We start from the raw sequence: 22,163 nt of genomic DNA, 5'->3' as shown, positions 1-22,163 counted from the left end.
TTAGAGAATTTAGAAAAGTTTTAAGGATATAAACGTGTCAAATGCTGCAAAATTCGGCAAAGTTGCTGTGTTATTTGGTGGGAAGTCGGCTGAGCGTGCTGTGTCATTAGACAGTGGTCAAGCTGTATTAGAGGCTTTATTGCGTTCAGGTGTACAAGCAGAAGCATTTGATCCACAAGAAAAAAGCGTAACTGAGCTTGTTGCCTATGATCGTGCATTTATTGTATTGCACGGTCGTGGTGGTGAAGACGGACAAATTCAAGGTGTGCTTGAGTGGTTAAATATTCCATATACAGGAACGGGCGTTCAAGGCTCTGCGATTGGTATGGATAAAGTAAAAACTAAGCAAATTTGGCAAGGAAGTGATTTGCCAACAGCTCCATACCGCATTATTACAAAAGATTCTGATTTGAACTCAGTTATAGCAGATCTAGGTTTGCCTGTGATCATCAAGCCTGTACATGAAGGTTCGAGTGTCGGGATGAGTAAAGTTGAAAAAGCTGAAGATTTTGCTGCGGCAATCGAGAAAGCGACTCAACACGATGCAGTGGTCATGGCTGAAAAATGGATTACGGGTCGTGAATTTACGATTTCTTTCCTGAATGGTCAACCGTTGCCAGTTATTCGTTTGCAACCTCCAGCTGATGTCGCATTTTATGACTATGAAGCGAAATACCAACGCGATGATGTGCAATATGGTATTCCATGTGGTTTGAGTGAAACTGAAGAAAAGTCTTTGCAAGCGCTATGCTTACGTGCATTTCAAGCAGTAGGTGCAGAAGGTTGGGGACGTATTGATGCGATGCAAGATCAGCAAGGCAATTTCTGGTTGTTAGAGGTAAATACTGTACCTGGTATGACCAGCCACTCGCTTGTACCTAAAGCTGCACAAGCGGTCGGTTATAGTTTTGATGAGCTTTGCCTAGCAATTTTAGAGCAAACTTTAGCAAAGTCGGCTTAATTATTCATGGCTCAACTTCCTGCATCAATGCGTCGTAAAACACGACCTGCCATCAGCTCTATTCATGAGAAACCGCCTTCGCCTAAACAAAAAATGGTGAACGCGGGTGGTTGGCTGCTTCTTGTTGTTGCATTTGCCGTGCTTGCAGTTGGTCTTTATGGCTTATATAAAGTCATGACAGATGCAACTGTTGCACAATTGCAGGTGGTGGGTACTCAATCAGAAGTTGAGAACCAACAGTTGGTTCAACATCTCAATCCTATAATTAAAGATAATTATTTCACTTCAGATTTAGAATTAATTCGTGATCAGGCGTTACAAGTCTCATGGGTTGATCGGGTGGTAGTTTCACGAGCTTGGCCAAATGCAATTCGTGTGCGGGTGATGCCGCGACATGCGATTGCACGTTGGGGAACAGGGCGCTTGCTTAGTGATAATGGCGATGTCTTTAGCGAAGCTGTGCCAAAGGTACATCCAAACTTGCCGCTTTTGCATGGTCCAGTCAGCCAATCCAAAATGATGATGCGTCGCTATAATGAAATTAATCAGTTGTTTTATCCTGCAAATTTGCGGTTAAAAGAGCTTTATTTAACAGAGCGTATGACATGGTTCATGCAGTTTGATTCAGGTTTACGTATTATTGTTGACCAAGATCAAACCATGAATAAGTTACAACGCTTGAGCCAATTGGCACAAACGGATTTAAAACCTGTATGGTCAAAAATCTCGGCGATTGATTTACGTTACCGAAATGGCTTGGCCATTCAGTGGAAAAATGCAATGCCGCCAAAGATTGTCAATGGTCAATTAGTTGTAACGATTGATGACACAAACCTTGCGGGTGCAATTCAGGCAAAGCCATAATACGTGGCTTGAAAATAACAGGCAGTTTTGCCCGTATAAACAACAAAAGATATGGTATTGAAGTAATGAGTGAAGCTGTTCCCTCAGTTGTTGCGATTGATATTGGGACTCATAAAGTCTCAGTTTTGATTGGTAAGATCCATGCACCGGATAAAATCCAAGTGATTGGCATGGCAACTGCTCGCAACCGAGGTATGGTTAAAGGCAAGATTGTCAGCTTAGACAAGGTGATTGCTGCCATTAAAAATGCAGTATCCGAAGCAGAAGATATGGCGGAATGTCGTATTCATAGCGCGTGGGTGTCGATACCAAGTACTGAATTACAAAGTTTTTATGCTTCAGGTCGTACTCCTGTCGCAAATCATGATCATATTATTACGACAAATGAAGTAGTTAGAGCGTTAGAGTTGGCTAAAGCGAGCCATGTGACCCCTGATTATTATTTGGCAAGTGCTGTGCCTTTAGGCTTTGAGTTAGGTGACTCTGCTGAATGGGTACAAAATCCTGTGAATATGTCAGCACATAGCATGACAGGACACTATCAGCTGATGATGATGCCGATCAGCACTATGCAAAACCTTGATCGCGCGATGAAAGGTGCGAACATTGGTGTTGAGAAAATGGTGGTATCTTGTCTTGCAACAGCCGAGTCGAGCTTGCTGAAAGATGAAAAAGAATATGGTGTTTGTTTAGTTGATATTGGTGCAGGTATTACCAATATTGCGGTTTATTTGGATGGACGTTTGGCATTAGCACGTACTTTACCGCGTGGTGGTGAAAATGTGACACGTGATATTGCAGCAGTTTTACAGACTACAACTGAAGAAGCCGAACGCATCAAAATTTTACATGGTTGTGTCGATATCAGTGTGGTCAAACCAGACCATATGATTCAAGTTCAAGGTATTGATGGTACGCAAACCATCAGTCGTATTGAGCTTGCAGAAATTGTAATTGCACGTTATGAAGAAATCTTTACATCTATCCGTGAAGAGTTAGAACATAGTGGTGCAATACATGGTTTATATCATGGTGTTGTACTCACAGGTGATGCTTGTCAAATTGAAGGAATGGTGAATTTGGCACGTCGTATGCTTGGTGTATCTGCACACTTGGGTAATCCGCCTTTGCAAGTTTATGCTGAAGATCAGCACTTACCTGCATTGCGTCGTTCAATGTATGCGACAGCGGCAGGGTTGTTGATGTTTAGCCAAAGTGACTTACAAGATGCTGTTGAAGAACCTGAAGAAGCGAATGATCGGAGTTTTATGGATCGTGTCGCAAATGGTTGGAATGCACTCAATAGCAAGCTTAAGGCGATTTTCTAACTTGTAGGTATTTTGGGGAAAAATTGTTAGGAAGTTGTAATAGTAAGTCACTGGACTTGACAAGCTGAGTAATATTGAACAGCATCCTAGGCATCAGTAGTTTTAAAAATCAAGGCAGTAACGGGCTGAAGTAACTGCCATTTATATATTAGGAAATCTAAAGGTCATGGCCTCATTTGAATTTATAGAAGATGAACTAGACGATGGCAACGGTCAAGCCCGTTTCACAGTATTTGGCGTGGGTGGTGGTGGCGGTAACGCTGTTCAACACATGGTGCAGTCAGACATCAAAGGCGTAAAGTTTGTTTGTGCAAACACAGATAAGCAAGCCCTAGATAGCATGAATGCTCCATTCAAGATCCAGCTGGGTGAGCAAAGTACTCGTGGTTTAGGTGCAGGTGCAAATCCAGAGGTTGGTCAGATTGCTGCTGAAGAAAGCCGTGAAGTGATTCGTCAACATCTCGAAGGCACGGACATGGTTTTTGTCACCGCAGGTATGGGTGGTGGTACAGGTACAGGTGCAGCACCTGTAGTTGCCGAAGTAGCTAAGGAAATGGGTATTTTGACCGTTGGTGTTGTGACAACCCCTTTTAATTTTGAAGGTCGTCGTCGTCAAAAATCAGCTGAAAAAGGTATCGATGCACTTGAAGCACATGTAGATTCGTTGATTATTATCCCAAATCAACGCTTACTCAGCGTGTATGGTGACATCTCAATGAAAGATGCCTATAAAAAGGCAGATGATGTATTGTTAAATGCTGTTCGCAGTATTTTTGACTTAGTGGTAAATCGTGGTCACATTAACCTAGACTTTGCTGACTTAAAAACTGCGATGAGCACACGTGGTTATGCAATGATGGGTGCAGGTTTGGGACGTGGTGAAGACCGTGCTCGCCAAGCAGCTGAACAAGCAATCCGTAGCCCATTACTCGATAACGTGAATATTATTAACGCCAAAGGTGTATTGATCAATATTACTGGTGGTGATGATATTACGTTACGTGAAACAGAAATTATTACCGATGTGGTCAATCAAATTGTTGATTTGGACGAAGGTGAAATCTTCTACGGTACGGTATTTGATCCTGATGCACGTGATGAACTTCGTGTGACTGTAATTGCAACTGGTCTGACTCGTAATGCGAGTGAAGTTGAGGCGAAGAAGCGCGTTACGACAACACATCATGCCACTGCACATACAGCCCAACAATCAGTTGATGAAGATGATGTACCTGCAATTAGCAAGCGTACTAATGCTGAATCACCAGTAGCGAACGCACCAAGTTCAACCCCGCGTTCTTCGCCGATGAGCATTCAGGACTACCTGAAAAATCAACAGCGTAAATAACAAAATCATATGTTTAGCTAAAAGGGGACAGTAATTGTCCCCTTTTTTATTTTTTTAAAATGGCAAAATATGCTAAGTTATATCGGTTTTTGCAAATGAAGTTGGCGTGGCATGGTGAAACAACGTACTTTGAAACGTGTGGTGAAAGCGAGCGGTATTGGTCTGCACAGTGGTCAAAAGGTGCTGATTAATTTTGTTCCACACCATATTGATGGAGGTATTGTCTTTCGCCGTATTGATTTAAATCCGCCAGTTGATATTCCAGCAAATGCTTTACTTATCCAAGAAGCCTTTATGTGCTCCAATCTCGTTCGAGAAGACATTAAAGTCGGAACGATTGAGCATGTGATGAGTGCGATTGCAGGATTGGGGATTGATAACCTCATCGTTGAAGTGTCTGCATCCGAAGTGCCAATCATGGATGGTAGTGCTGGTCCATTTATCTATCTTCTTATGCAAGGTGAGCTCGCAGAGCAAAATGCACCGAAGAAATTTATCCGAATTTTAAAACCTGTAGAAGCGCTGCTTGAGGATAAGCGTGCTATTTTTACCCCTCATTCAGGTTTTCAACTTAATTTTACGATCGATTTTGATCATCCCGCCTTCGCAAAAGAATATCAATCTGTCAGTATCGACTTCTCTACAGAAACCTTTGTCTATGAAGTTAGCGAAGCCCGAACTTTTGGTTTCATGAAAGATTTGGATTATTTAAAAGCCAACAATCTTGCATTAGGTGCAAGTTTGGACAATGCGATTGGTGTTGATGATACAGGCGTAGTCAATGAAGAAGGGCTGCGCTTCGCCGATGAGTTTGTTCGCCATAAGATTTTAGACGCAGTAGGTGATTTATATCTATTAGGGCATCAAATTATTGCGAAATTTGATGGCTATAAGTCAGGACACGCTCTGAATAATCAGCTTCTTCGCAATGTTCAAAACGATCCAAGCAGCTATGAAATTGTAACATTTATTAACGAGAATGAATGTCCGATTCCTTATGTAAGTGTGACATAAGTCATTGTCTTATATTGTGTATGTTATATTATAACAATTAAAATTGTGATGTGGTTCTCATTATTTGATTGAGTGTTTCGATCGTCAATATCGGTACTTTACTTTTTATTGCTTGCCAAACGTAGTAAAGCTTGGCTAAGCTTAGGGTCGCTCACATATTCAGCGGCACTGCGTAATAGCTCCTTTGTCTCTGAAGAAAGTGCTTGAGGCGGGGGAGAGACTTGTTGAGAAACCACGGTCTTATTTCTTAAACGGACTTGGATTTTTCTTAAATCTCTGAGACCTTCAAGCTGAGCTAACTGCGCAACATAGTGACTTTGTAAATAACTGAGCTGACTAATCATTGCTTGATTTTCACCTGTTATGGTCAAAACGCCATGTTGATAACAAACAACCTGCCATTGTTCTGGTTGGGGCAATAATGGTTGAATAATTTTCGTAAGTTGTTTCCATTGTGTGACTTGCGTAGTCAGAAACGTTAAGTTTCCTGTTTTTATGTGTTGTCCTTTCTGTTGAAAGACGTTTGTAGGTTCAGACATTTTAACTTTCCACGAGGTTAGATGTTCATCTTAAGCGTTCACTTCAGCTGATTTCAAGGAAGAGATGATAAAGGAACTTTAGTAAGGACGGTTTCAAGAGGTTTTTTATGCATCATACGCGTCGTATTTTACTCGCATTTTCATTAGCTGCTTCTGCAGCATCGGTTGCCTTTGCAGATTATCAAAATATCACTCAAACTACGGGTGATGACCGTTTAGAAGAATTATCAAAAACACTTGCTCAAGGTTCTTATAATCATCCAGATGATATAGATCTACCAGCAGTTTCAAATGTATCTGTTCAGTTGCGTGAAAAGACGATTGAACTAAACAATGCAATGATTGAAAAGAAATATGGCCGTTCGGCAATTTCTACTCCAAAAGAAAAATCTACATCATCATTTTCATCAAATACGGGTTATTCTTGGTTAGTGAGCCATCCTTTGGAAGAAGGGCGTGTAAGTTCATCTTGGGGAACTCGTACTTTACTCGGTTCTACTCGTCACCATTCAGGTATTGATCTTTCAGCACCATCTGGAACTCCGATTTATGCAACCGGTCCTGGCGTTGTAACAAAATCTGGTTGGGGTTCAGGTTATGGTCAATACGTTGAAATTGATCATGGCAATGGATATATCACACGCTACGCTCATGCTTCGCGTTTAATCGTAAATGCTGGTGATCGAGTGAGTGCAGGTGAACACATTGCAAATGTAGGTTGTACTGGTCGTTGTACTGGTCCACATTTACATTTTGAAGTTGTGAAAGATGGTCAGCGTAAAAACCCATCAACATACTTAGCGATGTTGCCTTAAGTCATTTGTATAACATTTGTATATTAATTCTGAGAAAATCGCCATTATTGGCGATTTTTTATGTCTTTTGTTTTATTTAGGTCAATGACTATTTAGTGAGAAAATATTAAGGCATTTTGTATTCATTTGGGGCGATACCTTTATGAAGCCAAAACATGATAAAAATAGAACGTCAAAATAACTTAAGGGAAAAGGTGAATTGTATGGCGTTTTATGGCGACTCTGACGCGCAAGAAACCCAGGAATGGCAAGAAGCATTTGATTCAGTATTACAACACATGGGCACAGAACGTGCTGCTTTCTTACTAGAAAAACTATATCAACGTGCGATTGCAAAACATGTGCCGATCCAACGCTTAAATACACCTTATCTCAACACGATCTCAGTTGAAGAACAACCAGCAATGCCAGGCGATCAAGACATGGAGCGACGTATTCGTGCCTTGATTCGTTGGAATGCACTTGCAATGGTTTTACGTGCAAACAAAACAGGTGATGACTTAGGTGGTCACCTTGCAAGTTTCGCATCTTCTGCGACGTTATATGATGTTGGTTTTAACCATTTCTTCCGCGCTGCCTCTGATAATTTTGGTGGCGACATGATTTACTACCAAGGTCACTGTGCACCTGGTATTTATGCGCGTTCTTTCTTGGAAGGACGTTTGAATGAAGAGCAACTTAATAATTTCCGTCGTGAAGTGGGTGGTAATGGTCTCCCAAGTTACCCTCATCCATATTTGATGCCTGACTATTGGCAATTCCCTACCGTATCGATGGGTCTTGGTCCAATCATGTCAATTTATCAAGCTCATATTCAAAAGTACTTGATGAATCGTGGTTTGATCAAAGAAGAAAATCGTAAAGTCTGGGCATATCTTGGCGATGGTGAGATGGATGAGCCAGAAAGTACTGGTGCAATTTCACTTGCGGGGCGTGAAAAGCTTGATAACCTGATTTGGGTCGTGAATTGTAATTTACAGCGCCTCGATGGTCCTGTGCGTGGTAACGGTAAAATTATTCAAGAATTAGAATCTTTATTCCGTGGTGCAGGCTGGCGTGTCATTAAAGTAGTTTGGGGTCGTCATTGGGATCCACTACTTGCTCAAGATACTTCAGGCGCTTTAAAAGCGGTCATGGAAGAAACAGTTGATGGTGAGTACCAACGCTATCAAGTGAAAGGTGGTGCGTATACGCGTGAGAAATTCTTTGGCAAGTACCCAGAAGCTGCGGAATTGGTAAAAGATTTAAGCGATGAAGATATCGATAATCTGAACCGTGGTGGTCATGACCCGTACAAGGTTTTTGCTGCTTATGCAGAAGCAATGAAAGCCAAAGGTCAACCGACCGTTATTCTTGCGAAAACAGTTAAAGGTTACGGATTGTCTGAAGAAATTGAAGCGGTGAACAAAACGCACCAAATCAAAAAAATGCAGATCGACTCTTTGAAATATGTACGTGACCGTTTTAATCTGCCATTTACAGATGACAAGTTAGAAGAGCTTCCGTTCTATCGCCCAAGTGAAAACTCTCCAGAAATGAAGTACATGAAAGCACGTCGTGAAGCGTTAGGTGGTTACCTACCTGCACGTCGTAAGGAAAGTACTTCTTTGCCAATACCTGAACTGTCAGTTTTTGATGCCGTATTAAAAGGCAGCGGTGGAAAAGAGCAATCAACGACGATGTTGATGGTACGTTTGATCTCAGCTTTGTTAAAAGAAAAAGCTATCAAAGATCATGTTGTCCCAATCGTTCCAGATGAAGCTCGTACATTCGGCTTGGAAGGTATGTTCCGCCAACTCGGGATTTATGCCGCACACGGACAAAAATATACCCCTGAAGACAATGAACAGCTCATGAATTATCGTGAAGCGAAAGATGGTCATATGTTGCAAGAAGGGATTAACGAAGCTGGTGCGATGAGTGCTTGGGCTGCGTTAGGGACTAGTTATTCAACCAATAACTTACCAATGATTCCGATGTACATGTATTACTCAATGTTTGGTTTCCAACGTATTGGGGATATCGCATGGGCGGCAGGTGATGCACAAGCGCAAGGCTTCTTGTTAGGTGCAACTGCTGGACGTACCACCTTAAATGGTGAAGGTCTACAACACCAAGATGGTCATTCTCATATCTTGGCAGGTACGATTCCAAACTGTGTTTCTTATGATCCTTGTTTTGGTTATGAACTTGCGGTGATTGTGCATGATGGCTTGAAACGCATGTATCAAGATCAAGAGCGTGTGTTCTATTATTTAACAGTGATGAACGAAAACTACGAACATCCTGAAATGCCTGAAGGTGCAGAAGAAGGCATTAAGCGTGGTATGTATTTGTTGCAGAAAGATGAGCAAGCAACGGTTCAACTATTAGGCTCGGGTGTCATTTTACGTGAAGTGATCAAAGCAGCAAAAATACTTCGTGATGAATATCAGATTCATTCAAATGTCTGGAGTGTGACGAGTTTCAACGAGCTAGCACGTGATGGTATGGCATGTGACGAATATAATCGTTTACATCCTTTGACTGAGACAGCAAAAGAATCTTGGGTATCTCAACAATTACGTGACACTGACGGTATTGTAGTTTCAGCTACGGATCACATGCGCGTTTATAGTGAGCAAATCCGAGCATATTTACCAGACAATCGTCCATATGTCACTTTGGGGACAGATGGTTATGGTCGCTCAGATACTCGTGCTAATTTGCGTAGCTATTTCGGAGTTGATGCGGCACATATCGTGGTTGCGACTTTGAAAAAATTAGCCGACGAAGGTGAAGTGGAAAACCGTTTAGTAAAAGACGCAATCTCATCATTTGAGTTAGATACAGATCGTCCAGTTGCATGGGCACCACAGGCGCACCCACAAGTGCAAGCTGTGGCTGAATATCACGAAAACCAAACAGGTGAGGGGAACTAATCATGCAAATCCAAGCACCTGATATTGGCGTTGATAAAGCGTTAGTCGCCGAAATTTTGGTAAAAGTAGGTGATCGAGTCGCTGTAGAAGATAGCCTTCTAGTTCTAGAGTCTGATAAAGCGACAGTAGAAGTTCCAAGTACTGCTGCAGGGATCGTGAAAAGTATTTTGGTTAAACAAGGCGATGAAGTTACTGAAGGTGTTGCTTTAGTTGAACTGGAAGCAGAATCTCAAGCAACGGAAAGTCGTGTTGTCGAAACAGCTCAAGTTGAAACTCCGAAGGTAGAAACTCAATCTGAACAGATTGAAACCCCATCTGCACTTGTCGTTAACCAATCTGCGACTTCGACGCAAGTTGTGGATGTAAAAGTTCCAGATATTGGTGTTGAAAAAGCTTTGGTTGCCGAAGTTCTTGTAAAAGTTGGCGATGAAATTGAAGCTGAACAAAGTATTGTCGTTGTTGAGTCAGATAAGGCAACGGTCGAAGTTCCGAGTTCAGTTGCAGGCGTAGTTGAAGCGATTCAAATCAAAGAGGGCGACAGCATTAAGGAAGGAGTGGTATTGATTCAGGTCAAGACCGCAAGTGCTGTAGTACCATCTGAACCGCAAGCAGCTCCAGCTCAAACAGTAGCAACTACAGAAGCCTCAGCTGCAACTAATAGCTCAACAGGTAATGTTGAAATTGAAGTACCTGATCTAGGTGTAGAAAAAGCATTGGTTTCAGAAATTTTGGTCAATGTTGGTGATCGCGTTGAAGCTCAACAAAGCTTATGCGTGGTTGAGTCAGATAAGGCATCTGTTGAAGTTCCAAGCTCGGTTGCAGGGATTGTGAGAGCAATCCATGTTTCAGCCAATCAAGAAGTTCGTCAAGGCATGGCTTTGGCAACGATAGAGGTGAGTGGTCAGGCTGCTGCTCAAGTAGCACCAAAAACTCAACCAGCTGCAAAGCAACCAACAGCTACTGAAGCTGCACCAACAAAACCACAGGCGGTAGCGACAGCAGCAACGAGTGCGCCAGCGCAAGCTGAGAAGCTGACCAAAGAGCAAGAAGCTGACAATGCCAAAGTTTATGCGGGTCCAGCGGTACGTAAATTGGCGCGTGAACTCGGAGTAGTCCTTGGTCAAGTGAAAGCCTCTGGCGAACACGGTCGTGTGATGAAAGACGATGTTTTTGCTTATGTAAAAACGCGTTTAACTGCACCACAAGCTGCTCCTAGTACACAGGCTGCACCTGTCGCTTCAGGCTTGCCATCATTACCTGATTTCACTGCCTTCGGTGGTGGCGAAGTAAAAGCAATGACACGTTTGCAACAGGTCTCTGTTCCGCAATTGTCATTGAATAACTTCATACCACAAGTAACGCAGTTTGACTTGGCTGATATTACAGAGCTTGAAGCATGGCGTGGCGAACTGAAAGATGGGTTCAAAAAACAAGGAATTAGCTTAACTATTTTAGCGTTTATCGCGAAAGCGGTTGCTCACTTGTTAAAAGAAGAACCTTATTTCGCGGGTCATTTGGCAGATGATCAAAAGTCAGTGTTGTTGCGTAACGAAATTCATATGGGTATCGCAGTCGCTACACCTGATGGCTTAACAGTTCCTGTACTGCGTAATCCTGACCAAAAATCCATTAAGCAAATCGCGATGGAACTGGCTGAACTCAGTCAAAAAGCGCGTGATCGTAAGTTATCACCGAAAGATTTGCAAGGTGCCAACTTTACCATTACGAGCTTAGGAAGTATCGGAGGAACTGCATTTACGCCTTTAGTGAACTGGCCTCAAGTCGCAATTTTGGGTATCTCTCCAGCAACCATGCAACCTGTATGGAATGGTAAAGATTTTGATCCACGTTTAATGTTGCCATTATCGTTGTCATATGATCATCGAGTTATTAATGGGGCTGATGCGGCACGCTTTACCAATAAATTGACCAAGCTATTAAAAGATATTCGTAGTTTATTGCTCTAACGAATAATTGATTTAAGAATACCTCGCTCAGGCGGGGTTTTCTTTTTATTGAATATAGAAAAAAGCTACTTTATTTGCTATCAATTTGAAAATGAGCAATGAGGGAATCAAGCACTGAATTTGAGGTGGAGAAATGTTTGCGATTTATAGAGTCATGTTGCCATTATTGCTGGTAGTTTCTGTGCTTATGGGATTATGGGTGAGCTTTCTGCATTTTCCATCAGAGTGGGTGCTTTATATTGTGATGGGGATTGAATTATTAGTCGCAACCATTGTGATGGCGATGGAATATCAGGCACAAAATTTAAATACGAGCAGTGGCTGGGGTGGATTTAGTTTTGTTGGTATAAGTGTTTATTTAGCTCTGCTATTAGGTCTGGTTCGATTGTTAATGTGGAGTTACCAAAAATTTTGGACTTAAAGATTCAAAACAATAAAGTTCTTTGATAGAATTAAAACACTTCATTGGGGAGTAGCCGCTCTTTACGCAAAGTAAAGAGGTGATGATCAACATAATTGTTCAACAGAACATGGTCATCATAGCAAAGAACCAAGAACAGCTATTTAGCTGTGCTTTTGTTGGCAAGACCTTTGATTTATCACTCTGCATCAATCTAATTGATTTTGGCTAGCAGGAGGGGTAGATCATCGGTATATATTGCTAGCCAGAGCATTCAATTATGTATGAATTTCTCATCTCTACTTCGATCGTTGCCCTTGCTGAAATGGGTGATAAGACACAATTACTCGCTTTATTGTTAGCAGCACGTTTCCGAAAACCTGTTCCAATCCTCATCGCAATTTTATTAGCAACCACGATTAACCACGGTATTTCTGCTGTTTTTGGTCAATGGATTACGACTGTTCTCAGTCCTGAAATTTTGATTTGGATACTTGCACTTGGTTTTATCGGGATGGCGATCTGGATGTTGATCCCTGATGAACTTGGTGATGAAACAGAAAGCATCAATAAATGGCAGAGATTTGGAGTATTTGGTGCGACCTTTATTCTATTTTTCTTGGCCGAAATCGGTGATAAAACCCAAATTGCAACTGTTGCCTTAGCTGCACGATTTGACAGTGTATTTTGGGTCATGTGTGGTACTACTGTTGGAATGATGCTTGCAAATGCCCCAGCAGTATTTATTGGTAATAAGTTGGCTGATAAATTACCAATCTCTTTGATCCATAAAATTGGTGCAGCGATTTTCTTGGTGGTAGGTATTTCAACTTTAGTTCAACATTATTATTTTGCTTAATCTTATTCAAACATGCACCTGTTGTTGAGCAGGTGCATTTTTTATGTCGAGAGAAAATTAATAATTAAACTTCACTGTAAAATTAATTTGGCGTGGATTGCCTAAAGTAACCAAGTTCTCGTTGAGCGCACCAGCATAATAATCTTTATCAAACATATTGCGGATTGCCAGTTGAGCACCCCAGTGTTCGGCATCATAACCTGCCTCAGTATCAAACAAGGTATAGCTTGGAAGATAGACCGTTAAACCATTAACACTTTTTTTGCTTTCACCGCGAACGCCAGCGCCTACATACCAACCTAAATTTGAATTGGGTTCAAAACGATAGCGTGTAGATAAGCTATAACTGTGCTCTGGAACATTATCTATCGTCAATCCGATATTTTCAGCTTGAGTATCTTTACTTATTTCTGCATCAGGCGTGTAGGTATAAGCAGCAGTAATTTTGAGTTGATCAAATAAACGAGCTGCAAGCTCTGTTTCGATTCCACGTGTCAGCTGTTCGCCACGTTGTACTTTAAAACCTGTGTTGATTGGATCAGTCACGGAAACATTTTGGCGACGTAAATCAAACCAAGCGATACTGCCTTGAATGCGTTGATCTGGTCTTTGTAGTTTTAGACCTACTTCAATTTGTTTGCCTTTCTCGGGTTTAAAGGCATTGTCATGGAAATCTGTACCAATTACAGGTAAGAATGAAGTTGCATAACTCACATAAGGTGCAGCGATTTCATTGATGCTGTAAAGCAAAGAGGCATTACCTGTAAATGCATTCTCAGATTGGGTTGTTTCGGTATTTTTAACTAGATTTTGAGTGGTTGTTTCAGTCCAGTCATGTCGCCCTGCGAGATTCAAAACCAGCTGATCATTCAATTCGATTCGATCTCGAAGATATAAACCTGTATATCTGAGACGATTGATATTATGAACATTTTCAGTAAGTATTGTTTCTTGTCCATAAATAGGATCGTAAATATTTATTCCACCAATATCATATTTATTGTTTGTGTAGTCACTTTTTTCTTGCAAGGCATCTAAACCAACTGTTAGATAGTGTTTTACGCCATAAAGCATAAACTCTTTTTTTAATTGGTTGTCAATCGAGTAGCTAAGATTATCAGCAATTTGGTGTCGACTGTTTTTTGATCTGTTTATTGTTGTAAAGGTTTCGTCAACCCAAAATTTCTTCGTTTGTGCAAAAACAGCTTTACCATCCATTTCAGTTTTTTGCACTGCAAAATTCTGATTAAAGTTCCAGCCATTACCAAATTCATGTTTAAACGTATAACCTGTTCGATAAACATCAGCTTTATATTGTCCGAAATTAGGATCTCCGATATATAAACTTCGGTCTATAGCTCCGTTAGGATTATCTATTAAAGTACCTAAGACTGGTAAACCTTGTTGTCGTAGATATTCGCGATGTTGATAGCTGGCAATCACTGATAAATCGGTTTTTTCGCCTAAATCAAAATTATAAGAAGGTGAGATATAGTAGTTTTTAAAATAAACAAAGTCAGTCGGATCATTTTGATCAGAGATGCGACCATTTAAGCGAAAAGCACCTTTCTCACTTTCATTCGGACTGTAGTTGATATCGAATGTTGCTTGCTTGAGTTGATGAGAGCCGTAGGTGAGAGCGCTGCGGTAAAAGCTCTCGGCTTGTGGGCGTTTGGTGACCATGTTCACCATGCCACCAGGTTGAACTAAACCAAAGTTAACTGATGCAGGTCCTTTTAAAATATGAACTTGATCCATACCTGAAATTTCAGTAGCCACAAAGGTACTTTGACCTTGACGTAACCCATCAATAAAGACCTGATCAGACGAAGTTTGCCCACGAATAATAAAATCATCCCAACCCCGTCTTCCGAGTTGCCCTGAGACGACCCCTGCAACACCATTTAGGGCTTCAGCCAAAGTTTGAGCTTGTTTTTGTTGTAATTGTTCTTGGGTAATCACCGTAACAGACTGTGCTGTTTTAAATAATGGCGCATTTGATTTCAAAGTGGATGTTGCTTGTGTCGCCACATAATCATTGTTTTTATCTTGTTGAGCTTTGATGGAAATTGTTGGAAGGATATTGCTTTGATCTTCAGTTGCATAAGCAGCGCTTGTTATATGGCTCAAAATAAAGGTTGCAAGTAAAGTGGGGCGCGTAAAGAGCATAGAAATTTCCAAGAAAGGGTAAATCAATAAAGATGCTAATGAGAATTATTATATTTTAAAGCTTGGGCGTGCTAAATCCAATAAATATATCGAAAAATAATTTTTTAAAAATTACGATAAATATCCAACATTCGATTGAAACATGAAGTCAATCCCATTATTTTATTATGGAATTAAAATAATTCATATTTAAAGAATTTTTATGGGGTTGCTATGAGCTTTGAAAGGACAACATCACAGATATTATTCGATAATGGTAAGCATAAATGTATTAGTTTTACCAGTTTGGTAAAAGGTGAGGGAATTCAAGCCAACCAGTTTTTAATTATTGATCATGATCGTGCAGCCGTCTTAGATCCAGGTGGTGATTTGACTTATGTCCCACTCACAATGGAACTTAATCGCTATACCAAATTGAAGAATCTAGATTATGTGATGGCTTCGCATCAAGATCCTGACATTATCACTTCGATGCCACGTTGGTTGGTCTATACCGATGCTAAAGTCGTTGCATCTAAGCTATGGGCACGTTTCTTACCCCACCTCAATTCTGCTTTTATGAGTGATCGAATGAAAGGCAATTGGGAAGAGCGTTTGATTGAACTCCCTGATACAGGTCAAGTTATTCCTTTGGGAGAGTCGGCGATTATTGCAGTTCCTGCGCATTTCTTACATTCCGTCGGGAATTTTCAGTTTTATGACCCAACTGCAAAGATTCTTTTCTCAGGTGATATGGGCGCATCAATTGTTGAAGATGCTAGTTTGCCGATTGTCGACTTTGAAGCGCATATTAAAAAAATGAAAGGCTTTCACCAACGCTATATGTGTTCCAACAAAGTGATACGTTTATGGGTCAATATGGTTCGTCAAATGGATATTGATATGATCGTTCCACAGCATGGTACGGCATTTGTCGGTAAAGAAATGATCAATCAATTTCTTGATTGGATTGAAACACTTGAATGCGGTGTTGATCTGATGAACGAATACGTATTTAGCTGCCCAACAACCTAATTTGGATGCAGGTGATTTAGCAAAATCGACGCATGATTGCATAAAAAATTTATAGGCAATATTGTTTTTCAGAATGACTTTTTTTAGGATTCTCGTTGCAAAGGAATTGGTTTTGATAACGAGAATTTTAAAAAAATGTTGTCTCAAATTGCAACGCCAGATGCATGTATGACTTGTGGTGCATGCTGCGCGAATTATCGAGTTTCATTTTATTGGGCTGAAGCTGAATATATCCCTGACACTATGGTTGAGCCACTCACGGCTATTTATTCTTGTATGAAGGGAACCAACCAATCACAGCCTAAATGCATAGCTCTTGAAGGTGAGGTTGGAACGCGTGTGAGTTGTTCGATATATCATGCACGAAGCACAACTTGTAAAGAAGTGAAAATTGCGGATGAACAATGCAATAAAGCACGGCTGAAATACAATCTGATCCCGTTGATAGATATTGAACAACAAGACTCAGAAAATAATGAAGATTATGATCAAGTCTGTTGATTGCGATAGCTTAAATTGAGTTTTTGAAGCAGTTGATATATCGATCAACTGCTTTTCTCAAATAATTTTCATCATAGAAAATGAAAATCACCCTGAAATTTGTTTATAATAGCTCACGGAATTTACCAGTGAGATTGTTATGCTGACCATCGTTCAAGAAGCGTTAACCTTCGATGATGTCTTATTACTTCCTGCCTACTCAACTGTTCTCCCAAAAGATGTCTCCTTAAAGACACGTTTAACTCGCGGAATTCAACTTAATATCCCTCTTGTTTCTGCTGCAATGGATACCGTGACTGAATCACGTATGGCGATTGCGATGGCGCAAAATGGCGGTATCGGTATTTTGCATAAAAACATGGATATCGCCGCACAAGCTGCGGAAGTACGCCGTGTAAAAAAATTCGAAGCTGGAATGGTGAAAGACCCAATCACAGTAACTCCTGAAACGACAGTTCGTGAACTTATTGCAATTACTCAAGCCAATAATATTAGCGGTGTACCTGTTGTAAAAGATGGCAAAGTTGTGGGTATCGTCACAGGTCGTGATACTCGTTTTGAAACCAATCTTGAACAACCAGTGAGCAACATTATGACGGGTCAAGACCGTCTAGTGACTGTTCGTGAAGGTGAGTCGAAAGAAAATATTCAAGCTTTGCTGCAAAAGCACCGTATTGAAAAAGTCTTAGTTGTTGGTGAAAACAATGAACTCAAAGGCTTAATTACGGTGACTGACTTCCGTAAAGCGGAAAGCTATCCAAACAGTTGTAAAGATGACCTTGGTCGTTTACGCGTTGGTGCAGCAGTTGGTACAGGTGCTGAAACACCTAGCCGTGTTGAAGCCTTAGTTGATGCGGGTGTTGATGCGATCGTCGTTGATACTGCACATGGTCACTCAGCTGGTGTGATTGAGCGTGTACGTTGGGTTAAAGCAAACTATCCACAAGTTCAAGTGATTGGTGGAAATATTGCAACGGGTGATGCTGCATTGGCGTTACTTGATGCGGGTGCTGATGCTGTTAAAGTTGGTATTGGTCCTGGTTCGATCTGTACAACACGTATTGTTGCAGGTATTGGTATGCCGCAGATCTCTGCAATTGACAGTGTTGCAAGTGCATTGAAAGACCAAATTCCGTTAATTGCGGATGGTGGTATTCGTTTCTCTGGCGATATGGCAAAAGCAATTGGTGCAGGCGCAAGCACAATTATGGTGGGTTCACTACTTGCAGGTACTGAAGAAGCACCTGGTGAAGTTGAATTCTTCCAAGGTCGTTACTACAAAGCTTATCGCGGTATGGGTTCATTGGGTGCAATGGCTGGAGCAACTGGCTCTGCTGACCGTTATTTCCAAGACTCTAAAGCGGGTGCTGAAAAATTAGTACCAGAAGGTATTGAAGGTCGTGTTCCTTATAAAGGTCCTATGGGTAACATCGTACACCAAATGATGGGCGGTTTACGTTCTTCTATGGGTTATACAGGTTCATCTATAATTGAAGATCTTCGCCAAAATGCAAAATTTGTGAAAATTACTTCAGCAGGTATGTCTGAATCACATGTGCATGACGTTACGATTACAAAAGAAGCGCCGAACTATCGTGTTGGTTGATTTTTCGTAATTTTACCGATAGAAAAACCGTCAGTTCGCTGACGGTTTTTTCGTTTTGGTGTAAAGTGAAACGGGTAAAAAAGCTATGACCAAAGGTCATATAAAAGATAAGAAAGTGAGTAGAAGATGAGCTATTTTGGAACTGATGGAATTCGTGGCAAGTTTGGACAAATGCCCATTACTCCTGAGTTTGCATTAAAATTAGGTTTTGCTGCGGGCAAGGTGTTGAAACGAAACAGTCCCAAAAATAAACCGATTGTTGTTTTGGGGAAAGATACACGATTATCGGGCTATATTTTGGAAGCTGCTTTGCAAGCAGGTTTGAATGCAGCAGGAGTGTATGTTCACTTACTAGGTCCACTGCCGACACCTGCGATTGCGCATTTAACACGTGCCCTCCATGCCCATGCGGGTATTGTGATTTCTGCTTCACATAATCCTTATTTTGATAATGGAATTAAATTCTTTTCAAGTGAGGGCAAAAAGCTACCAGATTCTTTGCAAGAAGAAATCAATCAAGAATTAGAAAAAGATTTGATCATTGAAGATACGGCTAATTTAGGTAAAAGCGTTCGTGTCAAAGATGCCAATGGTCGTTATATCGAGTTCTGTAAATCAACTTTCCCATATCATTTCGACTTACGAAATCTAAAAATTGTTGTCGATTGTGCAAATGGTGCAGCCTACAGCGTTGTACCTTCTGTATTCCGTGAGTTGGGTGCGAAGGTGATTCCATTATTTAATGAGCCAGATGGTTTAAACATCAATGAAAACTGTGGCTCAACGCATCCTGAACTATTGCAGAAAGCCGTTGTAGAGCAACAAGCAGATCTAGGTATTGCTTTTGATGGTGATGCAGATCGTGTCGTGATGGTTGATAAACACGGTCAATTGGTTGATGGTGACCATATCCTGTATATTCTGGCGACTCAAGCAAGTCATAAACCTGCGGGTATTGTGGGTACAGTGATGAGTAATATGGCACTTGAGTTGGCTTTAGCAAAAGCAAATGTCAATTTTGTACGAGCTAAAGTCGGTGACCGTTATGTATTACAGGCACTTGAAGAAAATAATTGGGTGATTGGTGGTGAGCCATCTGGTCATATCTTGACCCTTGATAAGAGTACGACAGGCGATGCCATTATTGCTGCATTGCAAGTGCTCACTGTCATGGTAGAGCAAAGTAAAGCTTTGCATGAATTGGTTGAAGATTTTGTTTTATTCCCTCAAGTGTTGGTGAATGTTCGTTTGCAGCAAATGCTCGACCCATATTCTATCCCAGCCTTAGTCGCTGAATTTGATAAAGCCGAAAAACAACTTGAAGGTCGTGGACGTATTTTGATTCGTAAATCAGGTACTGAGCCTGTGATTCGTGTCATGGTGGAAGGCGATCAATTGGAAGAAGTTGAAGCCTTGGCAAATCACTTAGCAGAAGCGGTCCGAGCTCAAGCACAAGCTGCTTAAAAGGTGACAAGAATGAACGATGTTATTAAAGATTTGAGTGAACTACGTTTAAGCTATGAGCAAGGTGAGTTGCATGAGTCTCAAATCAGTCATGATCCTCATCTTCAATTTTTAAACTGGTTTAATCATGCCTTAGCTGCAAATTTGCATGAACCGTACGCAATGTCGTTGGCAACAGCTAATCGACTAGGTCGACCACATGTTCGTACGGTTTTACTCCGTGGAGCGACTGAAAACGGATACGATTTCTACACCAATTACGATAGTCAAAAAGGTTTGGATCTCGCGGAAAATCCATACGCTGAGTTATTGTTTTATTGGCCGAGTTTGGAACGACAAGTGCGGATTAGTGGAAAGGTGACTAAGATTTCTGAACAGGAATCAACCGACTATTACCATAAACGCCCACGTGACAGTCAGATTGCAGCACATATCAGTACACCTCAAAGTGGTGTGATTGCTGATCGTGAAGCATTACAGTCTCGTTTTGAGGACTTGCAGCAGCAAGTGGGCGATCAAGAAGAGCTTGCTAAACCTGTATTTTGGGGCGGTTATCGTTTAGAAGCAGATTATTATGAGTTTTGGCAAGGTCGACCAAATCGTTTACATGATCGTTTGAGTTATGAAAGAACTGATCAGGTTTGGGTAGTCCAACGTTTGATGCCATAAATGACAAAAATTCAAATTTTAGAAAGACCATTACTCACACGCCCTGAACAGTTTCAGGGCGTGCCAACGTTTATTGCTGAGATTTTGGCACGACGTGGTGTTGCCTCAGAGCAAGAACTAGAACTGAAGCTTAAACATCTGCTTGCACCTAATCTAAAAGATTTGGATCGAGCTGTAGAAATCATTGATCAAGCAATTGATCGTCAATTACAAATCGTGATTGTGGGAGATTATGATGCTGATGGTGCAACCAGTACGGCTTTGATGGTTCTCGTACTTCGAGAAATGGGAGCAAGAGTTGAGTATCTTGTTCCTGATCGATTTAAATATGGTTATGGTTTAACACCTAAGATTGCAGAGTTAGCAGCCCAGACTTATCGCCCAGATTTATTGATTACCGTTGATAATGGAATTTCAAGCCATGCAGGTGTTGAGGTCGCTCAAGCACTTGGGATGCAGGTGATCATTACAGATCATCACCTGACCACTAAGCCAACACCTAGTGCGGAAGCTGTGGTTAATCCTAATCAGTTGGATTGTGACTTTTCGAGTAAGTCACTGGCGGGGGTTGGCGTTGCTTTCTATGTCTTAGCAAAATTGGCAAGTCACCGTAGTCAGCAAAATAAAAGTACTAGCAAAGTGTCTCAATACTTGGATTTGGTTGCTTTAGGTACTTATGCGGATGTTGCAGGTTTGGATTATAACAATCGTATTTTGATTGATGCAGGTCTAAAACGTGTTCAGCAAAACCAATGTCGGGCAGGTATTCTCGCGCTACTTGACGTCGCAGGTCGAGATGCTTCAACTTTGCGAGCACAAGATTTGGGTTTCGTCTTAGGACCGAGAATCAATGCTGCTGGTCGTATGGAAAGTATGCGAATAGGTATCGAATGCTTACTCGCGGAGGATATGGCAACAGCTTATCCACTGGCACAGCAACTCAATCAGTTAAATGTTGAGCGACGCCAAGTTGAAACTGAAATGAAGCAACAAGCATTAATTGCTTTGCAAAACGTTCAACTTGAAACAGATCAAATTCCGCCCGCTATCGTGATGTATGACGAACAGTGGCATCAAGGTGTAATTGGGATTGTCGCTGGACGTTTAAAGGAGCAGTTTCATCGTCCGAGTTTAGTTTTTGCCCCCGATGAAGATGGTATTCATATAAAGGGATCTGCACGTTCTATTGATGGGATTCATATCCGCGATATGATTGAACATGTCGCAGAGCAATATCCGCATCTTGTGACTCATTTTGGTGGGCATGCAGCGGCAGCGGGTTTGACGCTCAAAAAAGCACATTTTAATGAGTTCAAACAGCTATTTATTCAGACAATTGCTGAAATGGATGCTGAATTGTTTCATGCAACGATTTGGACAGATGGTGAATTGCCTGAGAACGCTTTAGATCTATCTACAGTGGATTGGATTGAACAAATGGGCCCATGGGGACAAAAATTTCCATTTCCACAATTTCAAGGAACATTCAAAGTCATTGATTATCGCTGGTTGAAAGATCAGCATCTCAAGTTAAAACTTTCACTTGGTACACAGTCGATTGATGCAATTGCATTTAATGCGGTTGACCGTTTTGAGTTTAATCCAATGCAGGGTTTTGTTGATTTGGTCTATACCTTGGAGCGTAATGTTTTTAATGGAAATGTCAGTCTACAATTACAGGTTGTGCATTTAAAACAATAAAAAACCGCTCAAATTTGAGCGGT

At 41.1% G+C, this 22,163-nt stretch carries 18 protein-coding genes and 1 riboswitch; of the genes, 16 read left to right on the top strand and 2 right to left on the bottom strand.

Annotation, left to right across the window (positions count from 1 at the left end):
- Positions 1-34 precede the first annotated feature (34 nt).
- From ACSC97_RS08680 to lpxC, 5 genes are all read left to right on the top strand, one after another.
- Entirely contained in the window at positions 35-961 is a 927-nt protein-coding gene (locus tag ACSC97_RS08680; RefSeq protein WP_436660454.1) for a D-alanine--D-alanine ligase, read from the top strand.
- Between the two features lie 6 nt (positions 962-967).
- Positions 968-1,825, top strand: coding sequence for a cell division protein FtsQ/DivIB (locus tag ACSC97_RS08675; protein WP_004951291.1), 858 nt, complete (start codon positions 968-970; stop codon positions 1,823-1,825).
- 65 nt (positions 1,826-1,890) lie between these two features.
- Positions 1,891-3,153, top strand: a complete 1,263-nt coding sequence (gene ftsA, locus ACSC97_RS08670) for a cell division protein FtsA (protein ID WP_004909921.1) — start codon at positions 1,891-1,893, stop codon at positions 3,151-3,153.
- Positions 3,154-3,319: 166 nt separating this feature from the next.
- Positions 3,320-4,501: a cell division protein FtsZ gene (gene ftsZ, locus ACSC97_RS08665; protein ID WP_004909919.1), complete on the top strand. Its 1,182-nt coding sequence runs from the start codon at positions 3,320-3,322 to the stop codon at positions 4,499-4,501.
- A 111-nt stretch (positions 4,502-4,612) separates the two neighbouring features.
- Entirely contained in the window at positions 4,613-5,515 is a 903-nt protein-coding gene (gene lpxC / locus ACSC97_RS08660) for a UDP-3-O-acyl-N-acetylglucosamine deacetylase (protein ID WP_436660451.1), read from the top strand.
- 98 nt (positions 5,516-5,613) lie between these two features.
- On the opposite strand, the gene ACSC97_RS08655 is transcribed toward lpxC, so the two are convergent.
- Entirely contained in the window at positions 5,614-6,054 is a 441-nt protein-coding gene (locus tag ACSC97_RS08655) for a hypothetical protein (RefSeq protein WP_004951302.1), read from the bottom strand.
- A gap of 107 nt (positions 6,055-6,161) precedes the next feature.
- On the opposite strand from ACSC97_RS08655, the gene ACSC97_RS08650 reads away from it, so the two are divergent.
- The 5 genes from ACSC97_RS08650 (at position 6,162) to ACSC97_RS08630 (ending at position 13,016) form a co-directional block, all read left to right on the top strand.
- Positions 6,162-6,869: a M23 family metallopeptidase gene (locus ACSC97_RS08650; RefSeq protein WP_004909910.1), complete on the top strand. Its 708-nt coding sequence runs from the start codon at positions 6,162-6,164 to the stop codon at positions 6,867-6,869.
- A gap of 203 nt (positions 6,870-7,072) precedes the next feature.
- On the top strand, positions 7,073-9,790 hold the full coding sequence (gene aceE / locus ACSC97_RS08645; protein WP_004964934.1) for a pyruvate dehydrogenase (acetyl-transferring), homodimeric type: 2,718 nt from the start codon (positions 7,073-7,075) through the stop codon (positions 9,788-9,790).
- A gap of 2 nt (positions 9,791-9,792) precedes the next feature.
- Positions 9,793-11,757 carry a 2-oxo acid dehydrogenase subunit E2 gene (locus ACSC97_RS08640; protein ID WP_436660448.1) on the top strand — a complete coding sequence of 655 codons (1,965 nt, stop codon included), beginning with the start codon at positions 9,793-9,795 and terminating at the stop codon, positions 11,755-11,757.
- Positions 11,758-11,890: 133 nt separating this feature from the next.
- Entirely contained in the window at positions 11,891-12,178 is a 288-nt protein-coding gene (locus tag ACSC97_RS08635) for a hypothetical protein (RefSeq protein ID WP_004951312.1), read from the top strand.
- Positions 12,179-12,212: 34 nt separating this feature from the next.
- A riboswitch (yybP-ykoY riboswitch) is annotated at positions 12,213-12,354 on the top strand.
- An 83-nt stretch (positions 12,355-12,437) separates the two neighbouring features.
- Positions 12,438-13,016, top strand: coding sequence for a TMEM165/GDT1 family protein (locus ACSC97_RS08630; RefSeq protein WP_004951316.1), 579 nt, complete (start codon positions 12,438-12,440; stop codon positions 13,014-13,016).
- 57 nt (positions 13,017-13,073) lie between these two features.
- Here the strand turns inward: ACSC97_RS08630 and ACSC97_RS08625 are convergent, their stop codons facing one another.
- Entirely contained in the window at positions 13,074-15,185 is a 2,112-nt protein-coding gene (locus ACSC97_RS08625) for a TonB-dependent siderophore receptor (protein WP_436660445.1), read from the bottom strand.
- Between the two features lie 213 nt (positions 15,186-15,398).
- Between ACSC97_RS08625 and ACSC97_RS08620 the strand changes: the two genes are divergently transcribed.
- From ACSC97_RS08620 to recJ, 6 genes are all read left to right on the top strand, one after another.
- On the top strand, positions 15,399-16,199 hold the full coding sequence (locus tag ACSC97_RS08620; RefSeq protein WP_004909897.1) for an MBL fold metallo-hydrolase: 801 nt from the start codon (positions 15,399-15,401) through the stop codon (positions 16,197-16,199).
- Positions 16,200-16,334: 135 nt separating this feature from the next.
- Complete coding sequence (locus tag ACSC97_RS08615) at positions 16,335-16,700, top strand: YkgJ family cysteine cluster protein (RefSeq protein WP_436660443.1); 366 nt, start codon at positions 16,335-16,337, stop codon at positions 16,698-16,700.
- A 139-nt stretch (positions 16,701-16,839) separates the two neighbouring features.
- On the top strand, positions 16,840-18,306 hold the full coding sequence (gene guaB, locus ACSC97_RS08610) for an IMP dehydrogenase (RefSeq protein ID WP_125299045.1): 1,467 nt from the start codon (positions 16,840-16,842) through the stop codon (positions 18,304-18,306).
- A gap of 126 nt (positions 18,307-18,432) precedes the next feature.
- Positions 18,433-19,770, top strand: a complete 1,338-nt coding sequence (glmM, locus tag ACSC97_RS08605) for a phosphoglucosamine mutase (protein ID WP_436660440.1) — start codon at positions 18,433-18,435, stop codon at positions 19,768-19,770.
- A 12-nt stretch (positions 19,771-19,782) separates the two neighbouring features.
- Entirely contained in the window at positions 19,783-20,439 is a 657-nt protein-coding gene (pdxH, locus tag ACSC97_RS08600; RefSeq protein ID WP_004909891.1) for a pyridoxamine 5'-phosphate oxidase, read from the top strand.
- Positions 20,440-22,140 carry a single-stranded-DNA-specific exonuclease RecJ gene (gene recJ / locus ACSC97_RS08595; protein WP_436660438.1) on the top strand — a complete coding sequence of 567 codons (1,701 nt, stop codon included), beginning with the start codon at positions 20,440-20,442 and terminating at the stop codon, positions 22,138-22,140.
- Positions 22,141-22,163 lie beyond the last annotated feature (23 nt).

This window comes from Acinetobacter sp. P1(2025) (genome assembly GCF_051390655.1).
GTDB classification, from domain to species: Bacteria; Pseudomonadota; Gammaproteobacteria; order Pseudomonadales; family Moraxellaceae; genus Acinetobacter; species Acinetobacter junii.
This window is presented reverse-complemented; position numbering and strand designations above follow the sequence as displayed.